Genomic DNA, 17,894 nt, shown 5'->3' with positions numbered 1-17,894 from the left:
TCAAGCGTCGCGCACAACCCGGGCCCAGGTCAAGACATGGACCGAGGTTGCGCCCGCCCTGAGCAGAACGCGCGAACAGGCTTCGACGGTTGCGCCGGTGGTCAGGACGTCGTCGATCAGCACAATCCGCCTGCCCGTGATCGCCGTTGGGCGGGCGACGCGGAAGGCGCTGCGGACGTTCTCGGTGCGCTGGCGGCGGTTCATGCCGCGGCTCAGCCGGGTCCGCTTGACGCGTTTCAGGCCGTCGACCAGCAGCGGTGTTCCGGTCCGTCGGCCGACCAGCCGGGCCAGTAGAGCCGCCTGGTTGAAGCCGCGCTGCCACAGCCGCGAGCGGTGCAGCGGTACCGGCACCAGCAGCGAGTCGGGACCGAGCCAGTCCATGCCGACCCGCGCCAATTGCGGCGCCATCAGCCGTGCAAGATGCTGGCGGTCGCCGTGCTTGAAGCCGAGCAGCACCGGGCGCGCCGTGCCATCATAGGCAAGTGCTGAGCGCGCCGTGGTGTAGCGCGGCGGCTTGAGCAGGCAGGCGCCGCACTCGCTGGCGTCGCCGAGGTCGTGCGCGAAAGGCAGGCCGCAGCGAGCGCACCAGGGGGCTGTCAAAAAGCGCAGTCCGGCCCAGCATCCCGCACAAAAACTGCCATCGATCCGGACGACGTCGCGGCAGGCCGGGCAGCGCGGCGGTAACAGGACGTCGAGCAGCCAATTGGCGGCGACCGCTCCGCCGCGAGCAAGGATGCGCAGTCCCGACGTTCCTGCCTGCGCAACTGCCCCGGGTTCCATGCGTCAGCCTAGGCGGTTTCCCGATGCGCCACCATGGGCTAGGCGGGAGCATGTCGTCCGCGATCTTTGACCGGCGGGTCCGCCGCCGCCACGCCGAGCGGGCCGCGCCGACGCTGGCGAAGCATGATTTCCTGCGCAATGCGCTGGCCGACGACCTCGCTGAGCGCCTGACCGGGATCGCGCGCAAGTTCGAGCGGGTGCTGGATCTCGGCGGGACGATGGGCGACCGGATCGCAGCGCCCCTGCTGGTGAGATGCGGGCTCGTCGCAGCCGCCGGATTGTCGGTGGTCGGTGACGAGGACCGGCTGCCGTTCGCCGACGCCAGCTTCGACCTGATCGCCTCGGCCGGTGTGCTGCAGGGTGTCGGCGACCTGCCGGGGGCATTGCTGCTGGCGCGGCGGGCGCTGGTGCCGGATGGACTTTTCATTGCCAGCTTCTTCGGCGGGGCGACGCTCGGCGAATTGCGCGCCGACCTGTTGGCGGCCGAGAGCGACCTGACCGGGCGGGCGGCGGCTCGCATTGCCCCGATGGTCGACCCGCGTGAGGCGGCGGCCCTGCTGCAACGCGCAGGCTTTTCGCTGCCGGTCGCCGACGTGGACTCACTGGTGGTCAAGTACGACAGCCTGTTCGCGCTGATTAAGGATGTGCACGGCACCGGCGACGGCAACGCGCTGTCGGACCGCGTGCCACTGCGGCGCGATGTGCTTGCCGATGCGGCAAGACGGTTCGGCGAGCGCGCCGATGCGGCGGGCCGGGTCGCGGTGACGGTGCAGGTCATTACACTCGCCGGCTGGGCGCCGATGGCACCGCTGCTCACTGCTCCCCCTCCCGGAACGGGAGGGGCTGGGGTGGGTCTCCCACAAGGTCGGCAGCTAGAGCTTATGCCAAGTCCCACCCCCGACCCCTCCCGTTCCGGGAGGGGGCAGTAGGAGCCTAGAGTAACGCGTCCAGCAGCCCGAGCAGCGGACGATCCGCCGGGGGCATGTCCAGCGAGAACAGCTCGGGTACCCGCAGCCACTGCAACGCCTGTCCCTGCTGCCCGGCAGGAACGCCGCGCCAGCGACGGCAGACGAACAGCAGCAGGATCAGGTGGAACTCGTCATAGGCGTGGCTGGCGAACCCGGCAGGTGCCAGGCACGAGGCGCTGGTATCGACGGCCAGTTCCTCGGCAAGCTCGCGGACCAGGGCTGCTTCTGGGGACTCGCCGGGCTCGATCTTGCCGCCGGGGAACTCCCAGCGGCCGGAGAGGTGCTTGCCGGGTGGGCGCTCGGCGACGAGGATGCGGCCATCGGCATCGACCAGCGCCGCCGCGACGACGTACAGCAGCGGCAGGCCGGCGACCGTCGCCGGGCAGGGGCAGTCGATGTCGGTCAGGCGGCGCGCCCCATTTCGATGAACTTGGCGCGGCGGCTGCGGCGCAGGTCGGCGGGCTTTTGTTCGTCGAGCCGGGCGAGTTCTGCTTCGAGCGTGTCGCCGAGAGCTTGGATCGCCGCGGCCGGGTCACGATGGGCACCGCCCAGCGGCTCGGGAACGATGGTGTCGACGACGCCGAAGCGGGTCAGGTCGGCGGCGGTGATGCGCATCGCCTCGGCGGCCTCGGGTCCGCGTTTTTCCTCGCCACGCCACAGGATCGAGGCGCAGCCCTCGGGCGAGATGACGGCATAGATCGCATGCTCGAACATGATGACGCGGTTTGCCGCGGCCAGCCCGACGGCGCCGCCGGACATCCCCTCGCCGACGATCGCGGCGATCATCGGGACAGGCAGGTCGAGGCAGGTCTGGGTGGCGCGGGCGATCGCCTCGGCCTGGCCGCGCGCTTCGCCGTCGAGGCCGGGAAAGGCGCCGGGGGTGTCGATCAGGGTGATGACCGGAATGCCGAAGCGGCCCGCCAGCTCCATCAGCCGTGCCGCCTTGCGATACCCTTCGGGGCGGCCCATGCCGAAGTTGTGCTTGACCCGGCTGGCGGTGTCGGCACCCTTTTCATGCCCGATGATCATGACCGAGCGACCCCGGAAACGACCGATGCCACCGATGATCGCGGCGTCCTCGCCAAAGCTGCGGTCGCCACTCAGCGGGGTGAAGTCAGTGACCAGCAGCGCCAGATAATCCTTGAAGTGCGGACGCTCCGGATGCCGCGCGACCTGGGTTTTCTGCCACGGCGTCAGCTTGGCGTAAGTGTCGGACAGCAGCGACCTTGCCCGGTGCTCGAGGCGCTGCGCCTCGGCAGGATCGGAAGCGTCGGCACGGAGCGCTGCGGCGCGCGTCTCCAGATCGACGATGTCTTTTTCGAATTCGAGAGCGGCAACCATGGCGGCGGGGTTAGGACCGGCGCTGGCCAGCGTCAAACCTTTACGGTCGAACGCTGTCGCAAGCGTGCCTAGAACGCCAGTCGCGGAGCGTCCGCGACGCGGGTATCCAGGCCTGGATCCGGACCGATCAGGCGCTCGTAGTCGGCCTCTGGACCGCCATACGCGTCGCCGGCGAGCCGCAGCAGACCCTGGCGGTCGAGGATGCGGATAACGCCGCGCTTGGTCTCGACGATCTGGGCGCTCTCCAGCGACTGCAGCGCTACGGTAACGCCAGCACGGCGAACGCCCAGCATCAACGACAGCTGCTCGTGCGTCAGGGCGACCAGTCCGCCGATCGAACGGTCGTCGCACATCAGCAGCCAGCGCGCGAGCCGCTCCTCGATCGTGCGGGTGGCATAGGCCAGCGAAGTGCCGGCAATCTGCAGCGCGAAACATTCGGCGTAAGCGAGCAGCAGGCGCTCAAGCGTCCGGCTCTGCTCGATCGCGCGGCGCAGGTCCTCGACCCTGATGCGCAATCCGGTACCCGGCAGCTGCATGAAGCAACGCAGCGGGATAGCGTCGATACCGTGGATCGTCGCGGTCGACACCAGACCCTCATGGCCAACGACGCCAACCTCGGCCTGGCTTCCCGACTGGGTCGTAGCGACTACCGATGCGAGGCCGGACAGGAGGAACCAGCTATGGCGCAGGGGTTCGAAGGGCTCGATCAGCGTCTGACCCTTGGGTAGTTCTACTTCGGTTAAATAGCTTGCCAGGAGCCCGTAGTCAGCGGCGTTCATCGTGCGCAAAAGCCGGTTGGCAACCTTGGTCCGATTAGTCATTCACGGCCGAATATTTCCTTTGGCTGCGGGAGCGCACGCGGCGAGCTTTGGCTCTCGCATGACCATGGCGCAGCGTCGGCGCGGTTGCGTACCGATTCATGAACGGTACTGCGCGCGAAATCGCCGAATAGCGAATCATAACCAGTAATTGTTGCCATCTCGCCAGTCATGCTGAGCCTGATCGCCGATTTCAACCGGCTTTGATCGAACAGCCGTCTGTGGATAACCGTTCCACGGCTTGCGATTGGCGGGCGCAACCTGTCTGAAACCATTCTACTTTGTCCGAACGTTACGTTTTCGTACGAACTGCGCGCAAGTCGATCACGATTACTGTGTGCGCATTCGTACAGAGTGCATATTCACCTGCTACAGGGATTTTTTTGTAATCAGGTAATGGCAGGTTCAAAAGGGCTAGATGGGCGCGGCTGGCCGGTTCAGCCGCGTCTGGTGGCGATCCACGCATCAATCTTTTCTTCCAGTACTTTCATCGGCAAGGCACCCGACATCAGTACCTGGGCGTGAAATTCGCGCACATCGAACCTTGTTCCAAGCGCGGCCTCGGCGCGGGTGCGCAGGCGGCGAATGGTCAACTGGCCGACTTTGTAAGCCAATGCCTGCGATGGGATGGCAATGTACCGCTCGACCTCGGCGGTGACATCGCTGCGGCCCATCGCGCTGTTGTCGAGCATATAGGCGATCGCCTTGTCGCGGCTCCAGCCTTGAGCATGGATCCCGGTGTCGACGACGAGGCGCATGGCGCGCAAGATCTCGTCATTGAGGTGCCCGTAATTCTGGTACGGATCGGTGAAGAAGCCGAGCTCGTAGCCGAGGCTTTCGGCGTACAGCGCCCAACCCTCGACGAAGGCGGTATTGCCGCCGAAGCGTTGGAACGCCGGCAGCGCCGCGTTCTCCTGCGCCAGGCTGATCTGGAAATGGTGTCCGGGAATGCCTTCGTGCAGGAACAGCGTCTCGAAGCCCCAGGTGAAGCGCGAGGGCAGGTCATAGGCGTTGTAATAGAAGATGCCCGGCCGCGAACCGTCAGGCGTACCCTGGTTGTACGAGCCCGCAGCTTCGGTTTTTTCCTTGAACGCCGGCACTGGGCGGATTTCCAGCGGCGACTTGGGGATCGTCGCGAAGTCCTTGCCGACGACAGCCAGCACACGCTTGTCGATCGCGTAGAACTCGTCGCGCATCGCCTCGCGGGTCTTGGGTGCAAAGCGCGGGTCGGTGCGCATGAAGACGAAGAATTCCGCCAGGCTGCCCTTGAAGCCGGCCTGTGCCTTGACCTTCTCCATCTCCGCATGGATGCGCTTCACTTCCGCCAGGCCGATGGCGTGGATCGCCTCCGGTGTCATGTCGGTCGTCGTCGTCGCGGCCACCAGATAGCGGTACAGCGCGGCACCACCGGGCATCTGGCCGAGACCGACGCTGTCGCGAGCCTTGGGCAGATATTCGTTCTTGATGAAGTCGCGCAGCTTGGCCTGCGCCGGGTTCAGCTTGTCGCGAATGAAGGCGGCGTACGCTGCCGTCAGCCGGCTGCGATCGGTCGCCGGCACCGTGTCCGGAAAGTTGAGGACAGGCTTGTAGAAGATGCTGGCTTCGACGGTCGGCGGCAGCAGCGCGTCGAGCTGCGAGACGACGTTGGACATCACCAGCTTTGGATTGACGATGCCGTCGGCCATTCCCTGTCGCATCCGGGCGATGGCGCGGTCGATGTACACGACGTACCCGTCGAGCCGCTTGAGGTTGTTCTCATAGTCCGCGACGGTCTTGAACGGCGCTGATCCTTCGCCGGACGACAGATCGGGAATGAACGTCTGGAAGCCGGCAAAATGGTCGACCGGGCGTTCGTTCGAAGCCTTGAGCAGGGCGGGAGCAAAGGCCCTCAGGCCCATCTCCGTCTGATATTCGAAGACATCGTAGGAAATGCGGTCGTCGGCATTGAGCTGGTTGCGATCGATCCTGTGCAGCGCCGCGAGGTCGGCCTCGGCAGCGGCTTTCTCGGCCGCGAAATACGCGTCGGTGATATAGTCGCCAAGCTGGTCGGCGTAGCGCGGATCGCCGCGGAACAGCGCCTGGACGGGATTGCGCCGCATCTGTGCTTCGTCACTGGCTGCAAACAATGCCTTGAGCGCGGCCGATGGCGCGACGGCCGGGGCAACGGTGGCAGCCGCAGCGGGAAAGCCCAGAGGCAGGGCAGCGCCGATCAACAGGCCGGCAAGCAAGCGAACGAACATCAAATACTCCGGGATGGGTGCAGGCGGCATAAAGCAGGTTTCTGGCCGGTGAAACTCACCGCGCGATAAAAGTGCACCGATCGTGATGTTTCCCACCTTGCCGAGCGGCCGGCATCAAGGCCGCTTGCGCCGTCTCGCGGCTGGCAGCATGGTCGTTACGGACGGTACGCCTGGGGAGGTTGCATTTGCGTCTTCACCGCAAGATTCTCGGAGCGTTCGCGGCACCTTGCCTGCCGCTCGCAGCGGTCGGCCTGCCGACGGTGGTGTACCTGCCACCCTATTATTCCAGCGAGCTGGGGCTCAGCCTGTCGGCGGTCGGACTGATCTTCCTGGTCGTGCGGCTGATCGACATTCCGCTCGATCCGCTGATCGGCCACGCGATCGACCGCACGACGACGCGCGTCGGCCGGTTCAGGCCTTGGCTGGCGGGCGGCACGCTGGTCCTGATGGCGGGAGCGGTGGCGGCCTATCTAGCAGCCCCCGGAATCTCGGCTGGCGCGGCGCTGGCGGGGTTGCTGCTGTTGTATGTCGGTTATTCGGCGGTGATGGTGGCGCAGACCGCCTGGGGCGCGACGCTGACCGACGATTATCACGAGCGTAGCCGGGTGTTCGGCTGGTGGATGCTGGTGACGCAACTCGGCATGCTGGTCGTGCTGGCGCTGCCGCCGCTGCTGGCGCGGCTATATCCCCAGGCCGGCACGGCGCCCGGCATCCATGCGATGGGCTGGCTGGTGATCGCCGGCGCGCCGCTGACCATCGCACTGATGTTTCTGCTGGTGCGTGAGCGACCGCGGCTGAAGGACCATGCGCCACGGCTGACCGACCTGCTGGTGGTGATGCGCAACCCGTTGATGCGGCGGCTGCTGGTCGTCGACTTGATCGCCAACCTCGCGCCCGGGATCGCCGGCGCGCTGTTCCTGTTCTTTTTCGAGGCGGTGAAGGGCTATCCCGCGGTCCAGGCATCGTCGCTGCTGCTGGTCTATTTCGTCTTCGGCATGCTCGGCATACCGCTGTGGACATGGCTGGCGCGGACGACGTCGAAGCATCGGGCGATTGTCTTCGCGCTGGTCTTCTATGCCGCGACGCAGACTGCGACGGTGCTGCTGCCCGCGGACAATTGGGGGCTGGCGGCGATCGGCATGGCGCTGGCCGGGTTGCCCTATGGCGCGACGATGTTCCTGCTGCGCGCCATGCTCGCCGATGTCTCGGATGCGGAGACACTCGCCTCCGGGCAGGAGAAGACCGGGCTGTTCTACGCCGCAGCGGTGGCGGTGCAAAAGCTCGGCTATGCGATCCCGGTCGGGCTGACTTACCCGGTGCTGGCGTGGCTGGACTTCGAGGCAAAGCTGGGTACGGCGAACAGCGCCAGCGCGATCGACGGGCTGACGCTGTTATTCACCTTGCCACCGGCGCTGTTGGCGCTGACTGCCGCCTGGGTGGTCAACGGCTGGCCCCTCGACGCGCGCGCCCATGCCGCCAACGCCGCGGCGCTCCGAGGCTAGGGGATCAGCCGGTCGGCGCGAAGTGCGGCGAAAAGGTCGAAGAACGCATCGTCGGTCGGCTGGTAAGCAGTGAATCCTAGGCGGCGGCTTTTCGACATGTCGGTGACCACCTCGACCGGCCGGCCAAGGTCGGCGTCGGTGTGCCAGGGCGAAACCAGGCGGTCGAGATCCGCCTCGGCCAGCCCGTCACGTTCGGCGATGGTGCGCCAGATCGGGGCATCATCGGCCATCTGCTGCTCCAGCGGCACGATGCTGCCGTCGAACGGCGCGGCCTCGACGCCGAACCATTCGGCGATGCGGCCCCACATCCAGCTCCAGCGGAAGACATCGCCGTTGACGACATTGAACGCCTGGTCGCGTGCGGCCGGCGTGGTTGCCGCCCACAGCAATTGCCGGGCGAGCAGCCGGGCGTCGGTCATGTCGGTCAGGCCATCCCACTGCGTTGCAGAGCCCGGAAAGCGGAAGGGTCGCCCGGTCTCCCGGCAGATCGTCGCGTAGACGGCCAGCGTCGTGCCCATGTTCATGGCGTTGCCGACCGCCTTGCCGATGACGGTATGCGGGCGGTGGACGCTCCAGCCAAAGCCGTCGCGGGCCGCCGCAGCGAACACCTCGTCCTCCTGCGCGTAATAGAAGTTCTCGATATCGAGCCGACCCTGCGTCTCGCGGAACGGCGTCTGCGGCAGCACGCCTTTGCCATAGGCCTCGAATGGCCCGAGGTAGTGCTTGAGGCCGGTGACCAGCGCGACGTGGCGCGTGCTGCCGCCGCCACGCAGCCCGTCGAGCAGGTTGCGGACCATTGCCGAATTGACGCGGATATTCTCCGCCTCGCTGTCCTGACGCAACCAGGTGGTGATGAACACCGCATCGGGCCGCACCTCGGCCAGCGCCGCTGCCGTCGCCGCGGCATCCTGCAGGTCGGCCACGACCGGCAATATGCCCGCCTGCGCCGCCGGTCGCCGTGCCAGCCCGTGGACGGTCCACCCCTGTTCGTTCAGCAGCGTTGCGGTTGCGCTGCCGACGATGCCGCTCGCGCCGACGACCAATGCCGTTCCGACCATATCGATTTTCCTATGTCGCTGTTTGCGCACCAACGCGCGACATCGGTTTTGCGACCAGTCGGATCGATCAGCCCAGCGCCGCCCGTGCCTGGTTGGCGAGGTGCGCGAGCATCGCAGTGGTCACCGGACCACCGCTGCGCGCCCGCGATACCGGTCCGGCAACGCGCGTCACGCTCGTCGCATTCGCCGCCAGCCAGCTATCGACCGAGGCCACCGGATCGCCGCCCGGCTCGACGATACGCTTCATCAGGTCGAGGCGGAGCTGCTCGAAGTCGCGGACCAGACCGGCCTGGAGCAGGCGCTCCCACGGGTCGGCGGGGGTCAGTGCCGCCGCCGCGCCCTTGGCCCAGTCAAGCCCGAGCGCCTCGCCGAGCGCGGTATAAGCGCGCGCCGCCGCCGCCTCGTCGATGCCGAGATCCGACGACAGCAGGCCGACACCGACCGCACCATCGAGGGCGTTGATCCGCAGCAGTTGATCCGAGACATCGGCCGGCGTCGATTGAGCCTCGAGCCGCGCCCGCATCCGGTCGATCTCGGCTCGCGGCTCGGGTCGCAGCAGGTCGAACACCGTCGCGCCCATGCGGTCGACGCCCGGACGCAGCCGCTCGACGAGTGCCGAAGCGCCAAGACCGCCGCTCGAACGGATCAGGTCAGCCATCTGGGTCCGCAGCGCAGCCACCGCATCGACGTGCAGGTCGAGCTGGACCGGCCCGGGGACCGCGCTGGTATCGATCGCCGCCCACAAGGTCCGGAAGTCGAACAGCGCGCGCGCCGCCACAAACGCGCTGGCGACCTCGTCGAGCCCGACGCTCATCTCTTCGGCCAGCTCGAACGGCAGCGTCAGCCCGCCGCGATTGACCAGCGCGTTGGCCAGCTTGGTCGCGATCAACTCGCGGCGCAGGCGGTGGCCGTCGATCGCGGCGGCGTATCGCTCCTGCATCGCACGGGGAAAGGCGGCATGCAGGTCGGGAACCAGCAGCGCGTCGTCGACGACCGGGCTGGCGACCAGCGCGTCGTAGACGGCCATCTTGGCATAGGCCATGACCACCGCCAGTTCGGGCCGCTCGAGTGCGCCCCCGGACCTCCCACGCTGCGCCAGCACCTCGTCGGAGGCGAGCCCCTCGACGCTGCGGTCGAGCTTGGCGGCGCTGGCCTCCAGCGTCTGGATCAGGCGAATGTGTGCGGGCAGGGCAGGGTTGCCGCCACGCTCGGCGATGCTCAGCGCCTGGGTCTGCAGCGTGTTGTCGCGCAGCACGAGCGCCGCGACATCGTCGGTCATCTCGACCAGCAGCGTATCGCGATCGGCCTCGCTCAGTCGCCCGGCCGCAATCTCCGGGTTGAGCGCGATCTTGATGTTTACCTCGTTGTCCGAGCAATCGACGCCGGCGGAGTTGTCGATGAAGTCGGTGTTGAGCCGCCCGCCATGCGCTGCGAACTCCAGGCGGCCGGCCTGGGTGAGGCCCAGGTTCGCACCCTCGCCGATGACCTTGGCGCCGACCTCGGAGCCGTTGATGCGGTGCGCATCGTTGGCGCGGTCGCCGACCTCGGCATTGTTCTCGTCGCTGGACTTCACATAGGTGCCGATGCCACCGAACCACAGCAGGTCGACGGGGCTGCGCAGGATCGCGGTAATCAGCTGCGAGGGCGAGCAGGTGTCGGTAGCGATGCCCAGTGCGGCCTTGACCTCGGCCGAGATCGGGATCGACTTGAGGCTGCGCGGAAAGACGCCGCCGCCCTGGGAGATCAACGACTTGTCATAGTCGTCCCACGACGAGCGGGGCAGGGCGAACAGGCGCTCGCGCTCCTTGAAGCTGACCTCGGCATCGGGCGTCGGGTCGAGGAAGATGTGGCGGTGATCATAGGCGGCGAGCAAACGGATGCTGCGGCTCAGCAGCATGCCGTTGCCGAAGACGTCGCCCGACATGTCGCCACAGCCGACGACACGCACCGGATCGCTCTGCACGTCGACGCCGAGTTCGCGGAAATGACGTGCGACGGAGATCCAGGCGCCCTTGGCGGTGATCGCCATCGCCTTGTGATCATAGCCGTTCTTGCCGCCGCTCGCGAAAGCGTCGCCGAGCCAGAAGCCGTGGTCGAGGCTGATCTCGTTGGCGATGTCAGAGAAGGTCGCGGTGCCCTTGTCGGCCGCGACCACCAGATATGGATCGGGCGCATCGTGGCAGATCACGCTCGCCGGCGGCACCACGCCACCCGCTGCATCGAGGTTGTCGGTGATCGACAACAGCGCGCGGATGTAGATCCGGTACGCCTCCGTGCCCTCCGCCAGCCAGGCGTCGCGATTGGTCGGGCTGGGCAGCATCTTGGGGTAGAAGCCGCCCTTCGAGCCGGTCGGCACGATGACGGTGTTCTTGACCTTCTGCGCCTTGACCAGCCCCAGCACCTCGGTACGGAAATCGTCGCGGCGGTCGGACCAGCGCAGGCCGCCGCGCGCGATCGGCCCGGCGCGCAGGTGGATGCCCTCGACCCGCGCCGAGAAGACCCAAATCTCCCGGAACGGGACCGGCGGCGGCAGGTCGGGCACCAGCGCGCTGTCGAGCTTGAAGGCGAGCGCTTCCGGACCGCCGGGTACGAAGGCGTTGGTGCGCAGGGTGGCCATGACGACACTGCGGTACAGCCGCAGGATGCGGTCGTCGTCGATCGCGGTGACCGCTGCCAGGCCGGCCTCGATCCGCGCCGCAATGGCGTCGGCCGCCGCGTCTCGGTCGGCGATCTCAAGCGCGAACCGGGTCCGGAACAGCGCCACCAGTTCGTCGGTCAGCGCCGGATAGCGCCGGAGTGCGTCGACGACGGTCTGCAGGCCATAGGCGACGCCGGTCTGGCGTAGGTAGCGGAAATAGGCGCGCAGCCAACCAGTGGTCTCGGCATCCAGCCCGGCACCGATGACCAGCGCATTGAAAGCGTCATTCTCCTGCTGGCCAAGCAGCACCGCCCGCAGGGCAGGCTCGACCCGCAGCTTCAGTTGCTCGATGTCCAGCGCCAGGCCGTCGGGCGCTTCCAGCAGGAAGTCGTGAATCCAGCCGAGCTTGCCGCCAACCAGGTCGAACGGGAACTCCTCGATGACCCGCAGGCCAAAGTTTTCCAGCACCGGTACCGCATCGGACAGCGGGATGATCGCACCGACACGGAAAATCTTGAGGCGCAGCTGGTTCGGCGCGTCACCGTCGCGCCGGTACAGGTCGACCGCACGCTCGCTCTCGTCGCCGAGTTCGGACAGGTGGACGGCATCGGCGGCGGCTTCGGTCGCCGTGTACTGGGCGCGGTAGCTCGCAGAAAACGCCTTGCCATAGGTCAGCGTCAGGCGTGCCGCCCGAGCCGGACCGGCGGTGTCGATCAGCGCCGTCTCCAGCGCCTCGTCCCAGCCGCGCACCAGCACGTTGAGCCGGCGGTCGAGATCGGCTTCATCGACATTGGCGCCACCGGTCGAGACGTCGACGATGTAATGGACGCGGGCCAGTCCCTCGGCGCGCAGCTCGACTTCATAGCGCAGCAGGCGCCCGCCGAGCGTCTCGGTCAGCATCCGCCCGACCGCCTCGCGCATGCCCTGGTCGTAGCCGTCGCGCGGCACATAGACGAGCACGGAGACAAAGCGCCCGAATGGGTCGGGACGGGCGAACAGCTTGGGACGCGGCCGGTCGAGAAGGGACAGCAATCCGAGCGCCATCGACTGCAAGCGGACGCCACCGACCTCGAACAGCTCCTCGCGCGGGAAGCTCTCCAGGACGTGGATGAGTGCCTTGCCGGTATGCCCACCGTGCGAAAAGCCGAGCGCGTCGATGACCTCGCCGACCTTGCGACGCAGCAGCGGCACCTGCCGCGGCGACACCGCCAGGGCATGGCTGGTGAACAGGCCAAGGAAGCGCGTTTCGCTGATCACTCGCCCGGCGCGGTCGAAGCCCTTGACCGCGATCAGGTCGGCGTTGACCCGGCGGTGCACGCGGGACACGGTACCGGCCTTGGTGATGAGCAACGGGTCGGGCTTGGCGAGCAGGCGCTTCAAGCTGGCCGGCGGCGTCGCGTCGGTGCCGTTCCACAGCGGATAATCGGCGTCGCGCAGCACGCCCAGTCCGGGCTCTGCCGACGGCTCGAACATCGGATCGTCGAGGTCGCCGCCCAGCCCATACCGGCGCGCGCCGAGCAGCGTGAAGTTGTTATTTGCCAACCATTCCAGAAATGCCACCGCCTCGGCGGCTGCATGCGGCGCCACCGGCGGCGGGTTCTCGATCAGCGCCTGCGTCGTGGTCCGCAGCAGCGCCAGCATCTGCGGCCAGTCCGCCACCGCGACGCGCACATCCTCCAGCACGGCGCGCAAGTTCTCCATCAGCGCCGTCCGCGCCTTGGCCGAAACCCGCTCGAGTTCGATATAGACGATGGATTCGCGCGTCACGCCGGTCGAAGGCGTGCCGCTGGCCAGCCCGATGATCTCCAGCAATATCCCGTCGGCATCGCGGCGCACATCGACGATCGGATGGAGCAGCCGGTCGATGCCCAGGCCCTCGGCAGTGATCGCCGACGACACCGAGTCGACGATGAACGGCATGTCATCGTTGACGATGGCCAGGCTCAGGCGGCGACGGGCGGCTGGCCCGTCGGTGCTGCCCGGTGCCGGCTCGAGCTGCATCGACACCGTTCCCGCAGCGCGTTCGGACACGGCACCAGCGACGAAGTTCAGGATCGCCTCACGCGCAGCGGCATCGATGCCATCCGCTTCACCGGGCAAAGCGCTGTCGAACAGCGCACAGGCGAGCGCATTTCTCGTCTCCGGCTCGCCGGATCCGCCATTTGCACTGACACTCGTCATGAATTTGCTCCGAACTGGTCGCGGCGCGCTTATGCGTCCGCACCGCGCGCCAGACAACCCGCCGCGAAGGTCCGACGCCAGCGCGACGGCGATCCCATCGACCTGCGCCTAATCGGCGAACACGTCGCGGACCGAGCTTGCGACCTCGCCACCCGTTGTCGCGATCGAACGAAGCAGTTCGGCGCGCAACTGCGCCGTTGCATCCGCGTCCAGCACTTCCTTCCAGCTCAGCACCGCCTCGGCGCCACCATCGACCGGCAACAACACCCCGCGCAGCAGAACGCAGGCCGCTCGCGCCGTACGCACTGCCGCCTCGAACGGCACGACGCGAGGCGCAGCTTTCAGCACGTCGCAGGCATCGCGCAGGCAGGCCGCCAGATCGTCGGCGTCGACCTCCAGCGCGCACGGCCCACACTCCAGCGCAAAGGCAGCAGCCACCGCCGATCCGACCGCAGTAACGCGGGTGCCGCCGCTGTCGAACGCCAGCGTCACCGCATTGTCCCGAAACTCATGCCGGCCAAGCCCGGCGGCAAAGCCCGCAGCGACCCGCGCCGTCAGCCGTCGCTCAGGCCGCTGCACCAGGCTCGGCGGCGGCTCGAACAACGGCTCGCGACGATCCGTCCCGTCGCTTGCTTCATCACCCATCAGGACGCTCCTTCTGCGCCATCATACGGCCACGCCCACCCCAGCTTGCGCCGCGCCGCTTGTATCCCTGCAAAGCCGCTGCTAAAGGCCCCGCTCCCGGGTACGCCGCTTTAGCTCAGCCGGTAGAGCACATCATTCGTAATGATGGGGTCAGGTGTTCGAGTCACCTAAGCGGCACCGGTCTTTCCCTAGGACTTAATCTGGGTGGGAAGCTGGCAACCCAATGACTGAGACGCGTGGCGCTATCCGATTGTGAGGCTAACTGTGCCCGATCAGGGCGTATGGCCACTGATATGCTCCATGACGCGCATTCGGGGAGCCATTGTCCTGGAGCGAGATTCTATGTTCATCGTTTCCCGCCAAATCTAGCTAAGCGGTTTAAGGCTAACTAGCCAGAAAGCGCTCCACCGGGGCAAGCGATCGGGCCGGGTCTTCCTCGAATGGAACGTGGCCGAGGTTCGGCAGGCGTACCAGCGTCGCATGGGGCAGGTGGCGCAAATAGTCAGCCGCGTTGCTGATCGGGATCATGCGGTCCTTTTCGCCCCATAGCAGAAGCGTGGGCGCCTCGACGCGGGCGAGGAGCGGTGCGGGGTCCTGTAGGATCGTCTGGCTGGTCCGCGCCAGGATTGCGGCCCGCACGCCGGGCGCCAGCAGCATGTCGCGGTAACGGGTCAGGGTCGGCTCGCTCAGCGCCTCCGGCCGGGCGTAGGCAGCCGCCAGATTGGCGCGGATCAGTCCGCGCGGCGCGACATAGGGCAGCGCCTGCATCAGGATCGGCACCGTCGGCGGGCGGCCATAGGCGAAGCCCGGGCTGGCGAACCCGTCCGGCGATATCAGTACGAGGCGCGATACTCGCGATGGATGAAACGCAGCGAAGGTCCAGGCAATACGCCCGCCCATCGAATTGCCGACCAGGCTGGCTCGCTCGATCCCGAGCTGGTCCATCATTTCGATGAGGATCTGCATCGCGCGAGCATCGCTATAGTCGCCGGTGGGATCGGCACCGGTCAGGCCGAAACCGGGAAGGTCCAGACGGACGACCCGGAAGCGCGTCGACAATGCCCGCGCCCAAGGCTCCCACGTATCGAGGCTGGCTCCGAAACCGTGCAGTAGGATCACCGCCGGTGCGTCGCGCGGGCCGCTGTCACGCAGGCGCAGGCGCACGCCGTCGACATTGCGGTAGGTGCCCGGATAGGCGGCTTCCAGAGCGGCGCGGGGCTTGTCCGGCGCGTACAGAACGACGGCGAGGCCAACGGCCCCAAGGACAGTCAAACCGGTCGCCCAAGCGACAACCGTCCGCACTCTTCGCCTCAGTCCAGACAATTGCGGTTCCTCGTGCGATGCGGGTCAGAAGACGGCATGATCGCCGCGTTCCGGCGAAGCGGTTCCGTTCAACACTTCCTGGTAGAGGTCGAAGAGCGTCTCGGTTCCGGTCGAAGGCGTAGCCGCCGCATCGTACCGGGCAGTGCGCGGGTCCAGCACCAGCATGGATTCAGTGGCATAATAGCGGCCGATCCGAGCGAGTTCGGCCTTGGCGGCGAGCGACGGTATCATGCGGCCGAGGACCGCCAAGCCGGCGATGACGCCGTCCAGCAAGGCAACCGGCACCGACCGGAACTTCGCTGGGCGCCCGAGCAGCGCGAACAGCGCCTCGCCCTGCTGCCGGGGCGTGATCGCCTCGCCCGGTCCACCGATCGGCAGGATGCGGTTCCAGCGACTGTCATCGTCGATGCAGCCGACGATATACTCGGCAAGGTCGGCGTCGCTGATCGGCTTGCACGCGGTTAGTCGCCCATCCCCGAAGATCAGAAAGGGGCGGCCCTGCCGAACGCGCTCGATCTGGCCGGACAGCGATTTGAAGAATGCAGTCGGCCGCACAATCGAATAGCGCATACCGGAAGCGATCAGCGCTATTTCGAAGGCCAGTTTGGCGCGCTGGAAGGCAAGCTGCGGCTTCTGCACGCAGATCGCGGACAACAGGATGAAGTGACCGACACTGGCTTGCTGCGCCGCTGCCAGCGCGTTCAAATGCGCGTCGTGGTCGATCGCCCATGCATCATCAGGCACGCCGGTGCGCGACGCCAGGCAAGAGATCAGAGCGTCGAAACGTGCGCCGGCGAGAGCATCGCCAGCCCAAGCCGCCGGATCCGTGACGTCGATCGTCCTGACGGTCGCTCCTTCGACCGCCGTCCCCGCCCGCCCGAAGCAGACGACGTCGCAGCCACGCTTTACTAGGGCAAGGGTCACCGCACGCCCGATGGTGCCAGTGGCGCCGAGGACGCATATCCGTAGGCGCTTCGCCGATTGAGGAGGGTCGTTCGTCATTTTTGTTTGTTCGCCGCCCAGAAAGCCACGGGTCAGACACGAAGCCAAGCGTTATGGATGACGCGACGCCCTGTCTTGGATCGATATAGAGGCTACGGTCTTGGTCGAGCAGCGTTGCACCTGACGATAGCCAGCTGGAGTTCAAGGTTGTGCCGGTGATCCGCAAAATCGAAACCTTCAAGGTGCCGCCGCGGTGGCTGTTCGTCCGCATCGAGACGGATGACGGTGCTGTAGGCTGGGGAGAGGCAAGCCTGGAGGGGCATGCCGAGGCCGTGGAGGGCGCTTTCGCGGCGCTCCGTGATCGCTTTATCGGGCACGATCCGGCGCGCATCGAGGACATTTGGCAGATCGCATACCGGTTGGGATTCTATCGCGGTGGGCCAGTGCTGATGTCGGCCCTGTCGGGCCTCGACCAAGCCCTGTGGGATCTGAAGGGGAAGTTGCTCGACGTACCGGTTTGGCAGCTGCTCGGCGGCAGGGTGCGGGATCGGGTTGCCGTCTATGCCTGGATCGGCGGCGACCGCCCGCATGACGTTGCCGAAGCTGCACGTGGCCGGCTGGCGCAAGGCTTCAAGGCGGTAAAGATGAACGCGACCGAGGACCTCGGCTGGCTCGACAGTCCCAAGGCGCTCGACGCCACGGTCGAGCGCGTCGCTGCGGTGCAGGCCGAAGGGCTTGACGTCGGGATCGATTTTCATGGTCGCGTGCACCGGCCGATGGCCAAGCAGCTTGCAGCAGCGGTGCAGCCGCTCCGGCCTTTATTCATCGAGGAGCCGCTGCTGTCGGAAAATCTCGAAGGCATCATCGAACTGTCGCGCCACACGACGGTGCCGATTGCGCTGGGCGAGCGCCTCTACAGCCGCTGGGATTTCAAGCGGATATTCGAGGCCAATTGCGTCGATATCGTGCAGCCGGACCTGAGCCACGCCGGCGGCATTTCGGAGTGCCGTAGGATCGCTGCCATGGCCGAAGCCTTCGACGTGGCAATCGCGCCGCATTGTCCGCTCGGTCCACTGGCGCTGGCGGCATGCATGCAGATCGCACTCACGGCTCCGAATTTCGTCATCCAGGAGATGTCGCTCGGCATCCATTACAACACCGGGGGGCACGACCTGCTGACCTATCTCGCCGATCCGTCGCCGTTCGATGTGCACGACGGGATGGTTGCGGCCCTTGAAGGTCCTGGGCTCGGCATCGTGATCGATGAGGCGCATGTGCGCGAGGCGGCGGGGAGCATGACCGAGACGTGGCGCAACCCGGTCTGGCGAGGACCAGATGGTGCCGTCCGCGAGTGGTGACGACCGAGACTGGCGTCACCAAGACGGCGGGGCGGCGAGCGAACATTCACCCTATGCTTGATCAACGGGCAACCACGGCGCTGGAGGACGCGCGGTTGCG

At 66.8% G+C, this 17,894-nt stretch carries 14 protein-coding genes and 1 tRNA gene; 4 read left to right on the top strand and 11 right to left on the bottom strand.

Annotation, left to right across the window (positions count from 1 at the left end; all coding sequences use genetic code 11):
- Positions 1-780 (bottom strand): double zinc ribbon domain-containing protein, encoded by a 780-nt coding sequence (locus tag ACOFKW_RS00560; protein WP_419815406.1) that lies wholly within the window; start codon positions 778-780, stop codon positions 1-3.
- Positions 781-830: 50 nt separating this feature from the next.
- Between ACOFKW_RS00560 and ACOFKW_RS00555 the strand changes: the two genes are divergently transcribed.
- Positions 831-1,709 (top strand): class I SAM-dependent methyltransferase, encoded by an 879-nt coding sequence (locus tag ACOFKW_RS00555; RefSeq protein ID WP_419815405.1) that lies wholly within the window; start codon positions 831-833, stop codon positions 1,707-1,709.
- Positions 1,710-1,713: 4 nt separating this feature from the next.
- Here the strand turns inward: ACOFKW_RS00555 and ACOFKW_RS00550 are convergent, their stop codons facing one another.
- From ACOFKW_RS00550 to ACOFKW_RS00530, 5 genes are all read right to left on the bottom strand, one after another.
- The gene (locus ACOFKW_RS00550; RefSeq protein WP_419816989.1) at positions 1,714-2,112 is read right to left on the bottom strand and encodes a (deoxy)nucleoside triphosphate pyrophosphohydrolase; all 399 of its coding nucleotides are present in this window, start codon (positions 2,110-2,112) and stop codon (positions 1,714-1,716) included.
- Positions 2,113-2,150: 38 nt separating this feature from the next.
- Positions 2,151-3,089 carry an acetyl-CoA carboxylase carboxyltransferase subunit alpha gene (locus tag ACOFKW_RS00545; RefSeq protein WP_419815404.1) on the bottom strand — a complete coding sequence of 313 codons (939 nt, stop codon included), beginning with the start codon at positions 3,087-3,089 and terminating at the stop codon, positions 2,151-2,153.
- Between the two features lie 68 nt (positions 3,090-3,157).
- Positions 3,158-3,868 carry a Crp/Fnr family transcriptional regulator gene (locus tag ACOFKW_RS00540; RefSeq protein WP_419815403.1) on the bottom strand — a complete coding sequence of 237 codons (711 nt, stop codon included), beginning with the start codon at positions 3,866-3,868 and terminating at the stop codon, positions 3,158-3,160.
- Between the two features lie 38 nt (positions 3,869-3,906).
- Complete coding sequence (locus ACOFKW_RS00535; RefSeq protein ID WP_419815402.1) at positions 3,907-4,104, bottom strand: hypothetical protein; 198 nt, start codon at positions 4,102-4,104, stop codon at positions 3,907-3,909.
- 240 nt (positions 4,105-4,344) lie between these two features.
- Entirely contained in the window at positions 4,345-6,243 is a 1,899-nt protein-coding gene (locus tag ACOFKW_RS00530) for a DUF885 domain-containing protein (RefSeq protein WP_419815401.1), read from the bottom strand.
- 89 nt (positions 6,244-6,332) lie between these two features.
- Here ACOFKW_RS00530 and ACOFKW_RS00525 point away from each other — a divergent pair, with 89 nt between their 5' ends.
- Positions 6,333-7,649, top strand: coding sequence for an MFS transporter (locus ACOFKW_RS00525; RefSeq protein ID WP_419815400.1), 1,317 nt, complete (start codon positions 6,333-6,335; stop codon positions 7,647-7,649).
- On the opposite strand, the gene ACOFKW_RS00520 is transcribed toward ACOFKW_RS00525, so the two are convergent.
- The 3 genes from ACOFKW_RS00520 to ACOFKW_RS00510 form a co-directional block, all read right to left on the bottom strand.
- A complete protein-coding gene (locus ACOFKW_RS00520) occupies positions 7,646-8,707 on the bottom strand; it encodes an SDR family oxidoreductase (RefSeq protein WP_419815399.1) in 1,062 nt (353 codons plus the stop codon). The genes ACOFKW_RS00525 and ACOFKW_RS00520 overlap by 4 nt on opposite strands.
- A gap of 67 nt (positions 8,708-8,774) precedes the next feature.
- The gene (locus ACOFKW_RS00515; protein WP_419815398.1) at positions 8,775-13,526 is read right to left on the bottom strand and encodes an NAD-glutamate dehydrogenase; all 4,752 of its coding nucleotides are present in this window, start codon (positions 13,524-13,526) and stop codon (positions 8,775-8,777) included.
- A gap of 108 nt (positions 13,527-13,634) precedes the next feature.
- Entirely contained in the window at positions 13,635-14,171 is a 537-nt protein-coding gene (locus tag ACOFKW_RS00510; RefSeq protein WP_419815397.1) for a hypothetical protein, read from the bottom strand.
- A 104-nt stretch (positions 14,172-14,275) separates the two neighbouring features.
- Between ACOFKW_RS00510 and ACOFKW_RS00505 the strand changes: the two genes are divergently transcribed.
- Positions 14,276-14,348 (top strand) — tRNA-Thr (locus tag ACOFKW_RS00505).
- A 207-nt stretch (positions 14,349-14,555) separates the two neighbouring features.
- Here ACOFKW_RS00505 and ACOFKW_RS00500 read toward each other — a convergent pair.
- Together ACOFKW_RS00500 and ACOFKW_RS00495 are read right to left on the bottom strand one after the other, a co-directional pair.
- Entirely contained in the window at positions 14,556-15,443 is an 888-nt protein-coding gene (locus tag ACOFKW_RS00500; protein ID WP_419815396.1) for an alpha/beta fold hydrolase, read from the bottom strand.
- Between the two features lie 75 nt (positions 15,444-15,518).
- Positions 15,519-16,544, bottom strand: a complete 1,026-nt coding sequence (locus ACOFKW_RS00495) for an NAD(P)H-binding protein (RefSeq protein ID WP_419815395.1) — start codon at positions 16,542-16,544, stop codon at positions 15,519-15,521.
- Positions 16,545-16,651: 107 nt separating this feature from the next.
- On the opposite strand from ACOFKW_RS00495, the gene dgoD reads away from it, so the two are divergent.
- Entirely contained in the window at positions 16,652-17,794 is a 1,143-nt protein-coding gene (dgoD, locus tag ACOFKW_RS00490; protein WP_419815394.1) for a galactonate dehydratase, read from the top strand.
- The last annotated feature ends 100 nt before the right edge of the window (positions 17,795-17,894 follow it).

Source organism: Glacieibacterium sp., from assembly GCF_965200405.1.
Classification (GTDB): Bacteria; Pseudomonadota; Alphaproteobacteria; order Sphingomonadales; family Sphingomonadaceae; genus Glacieibacterium.
Note: the sequence above shows the minus strand (reverse complement) of the source record. Positions and strands in the feature narration are given on the sequence as shown.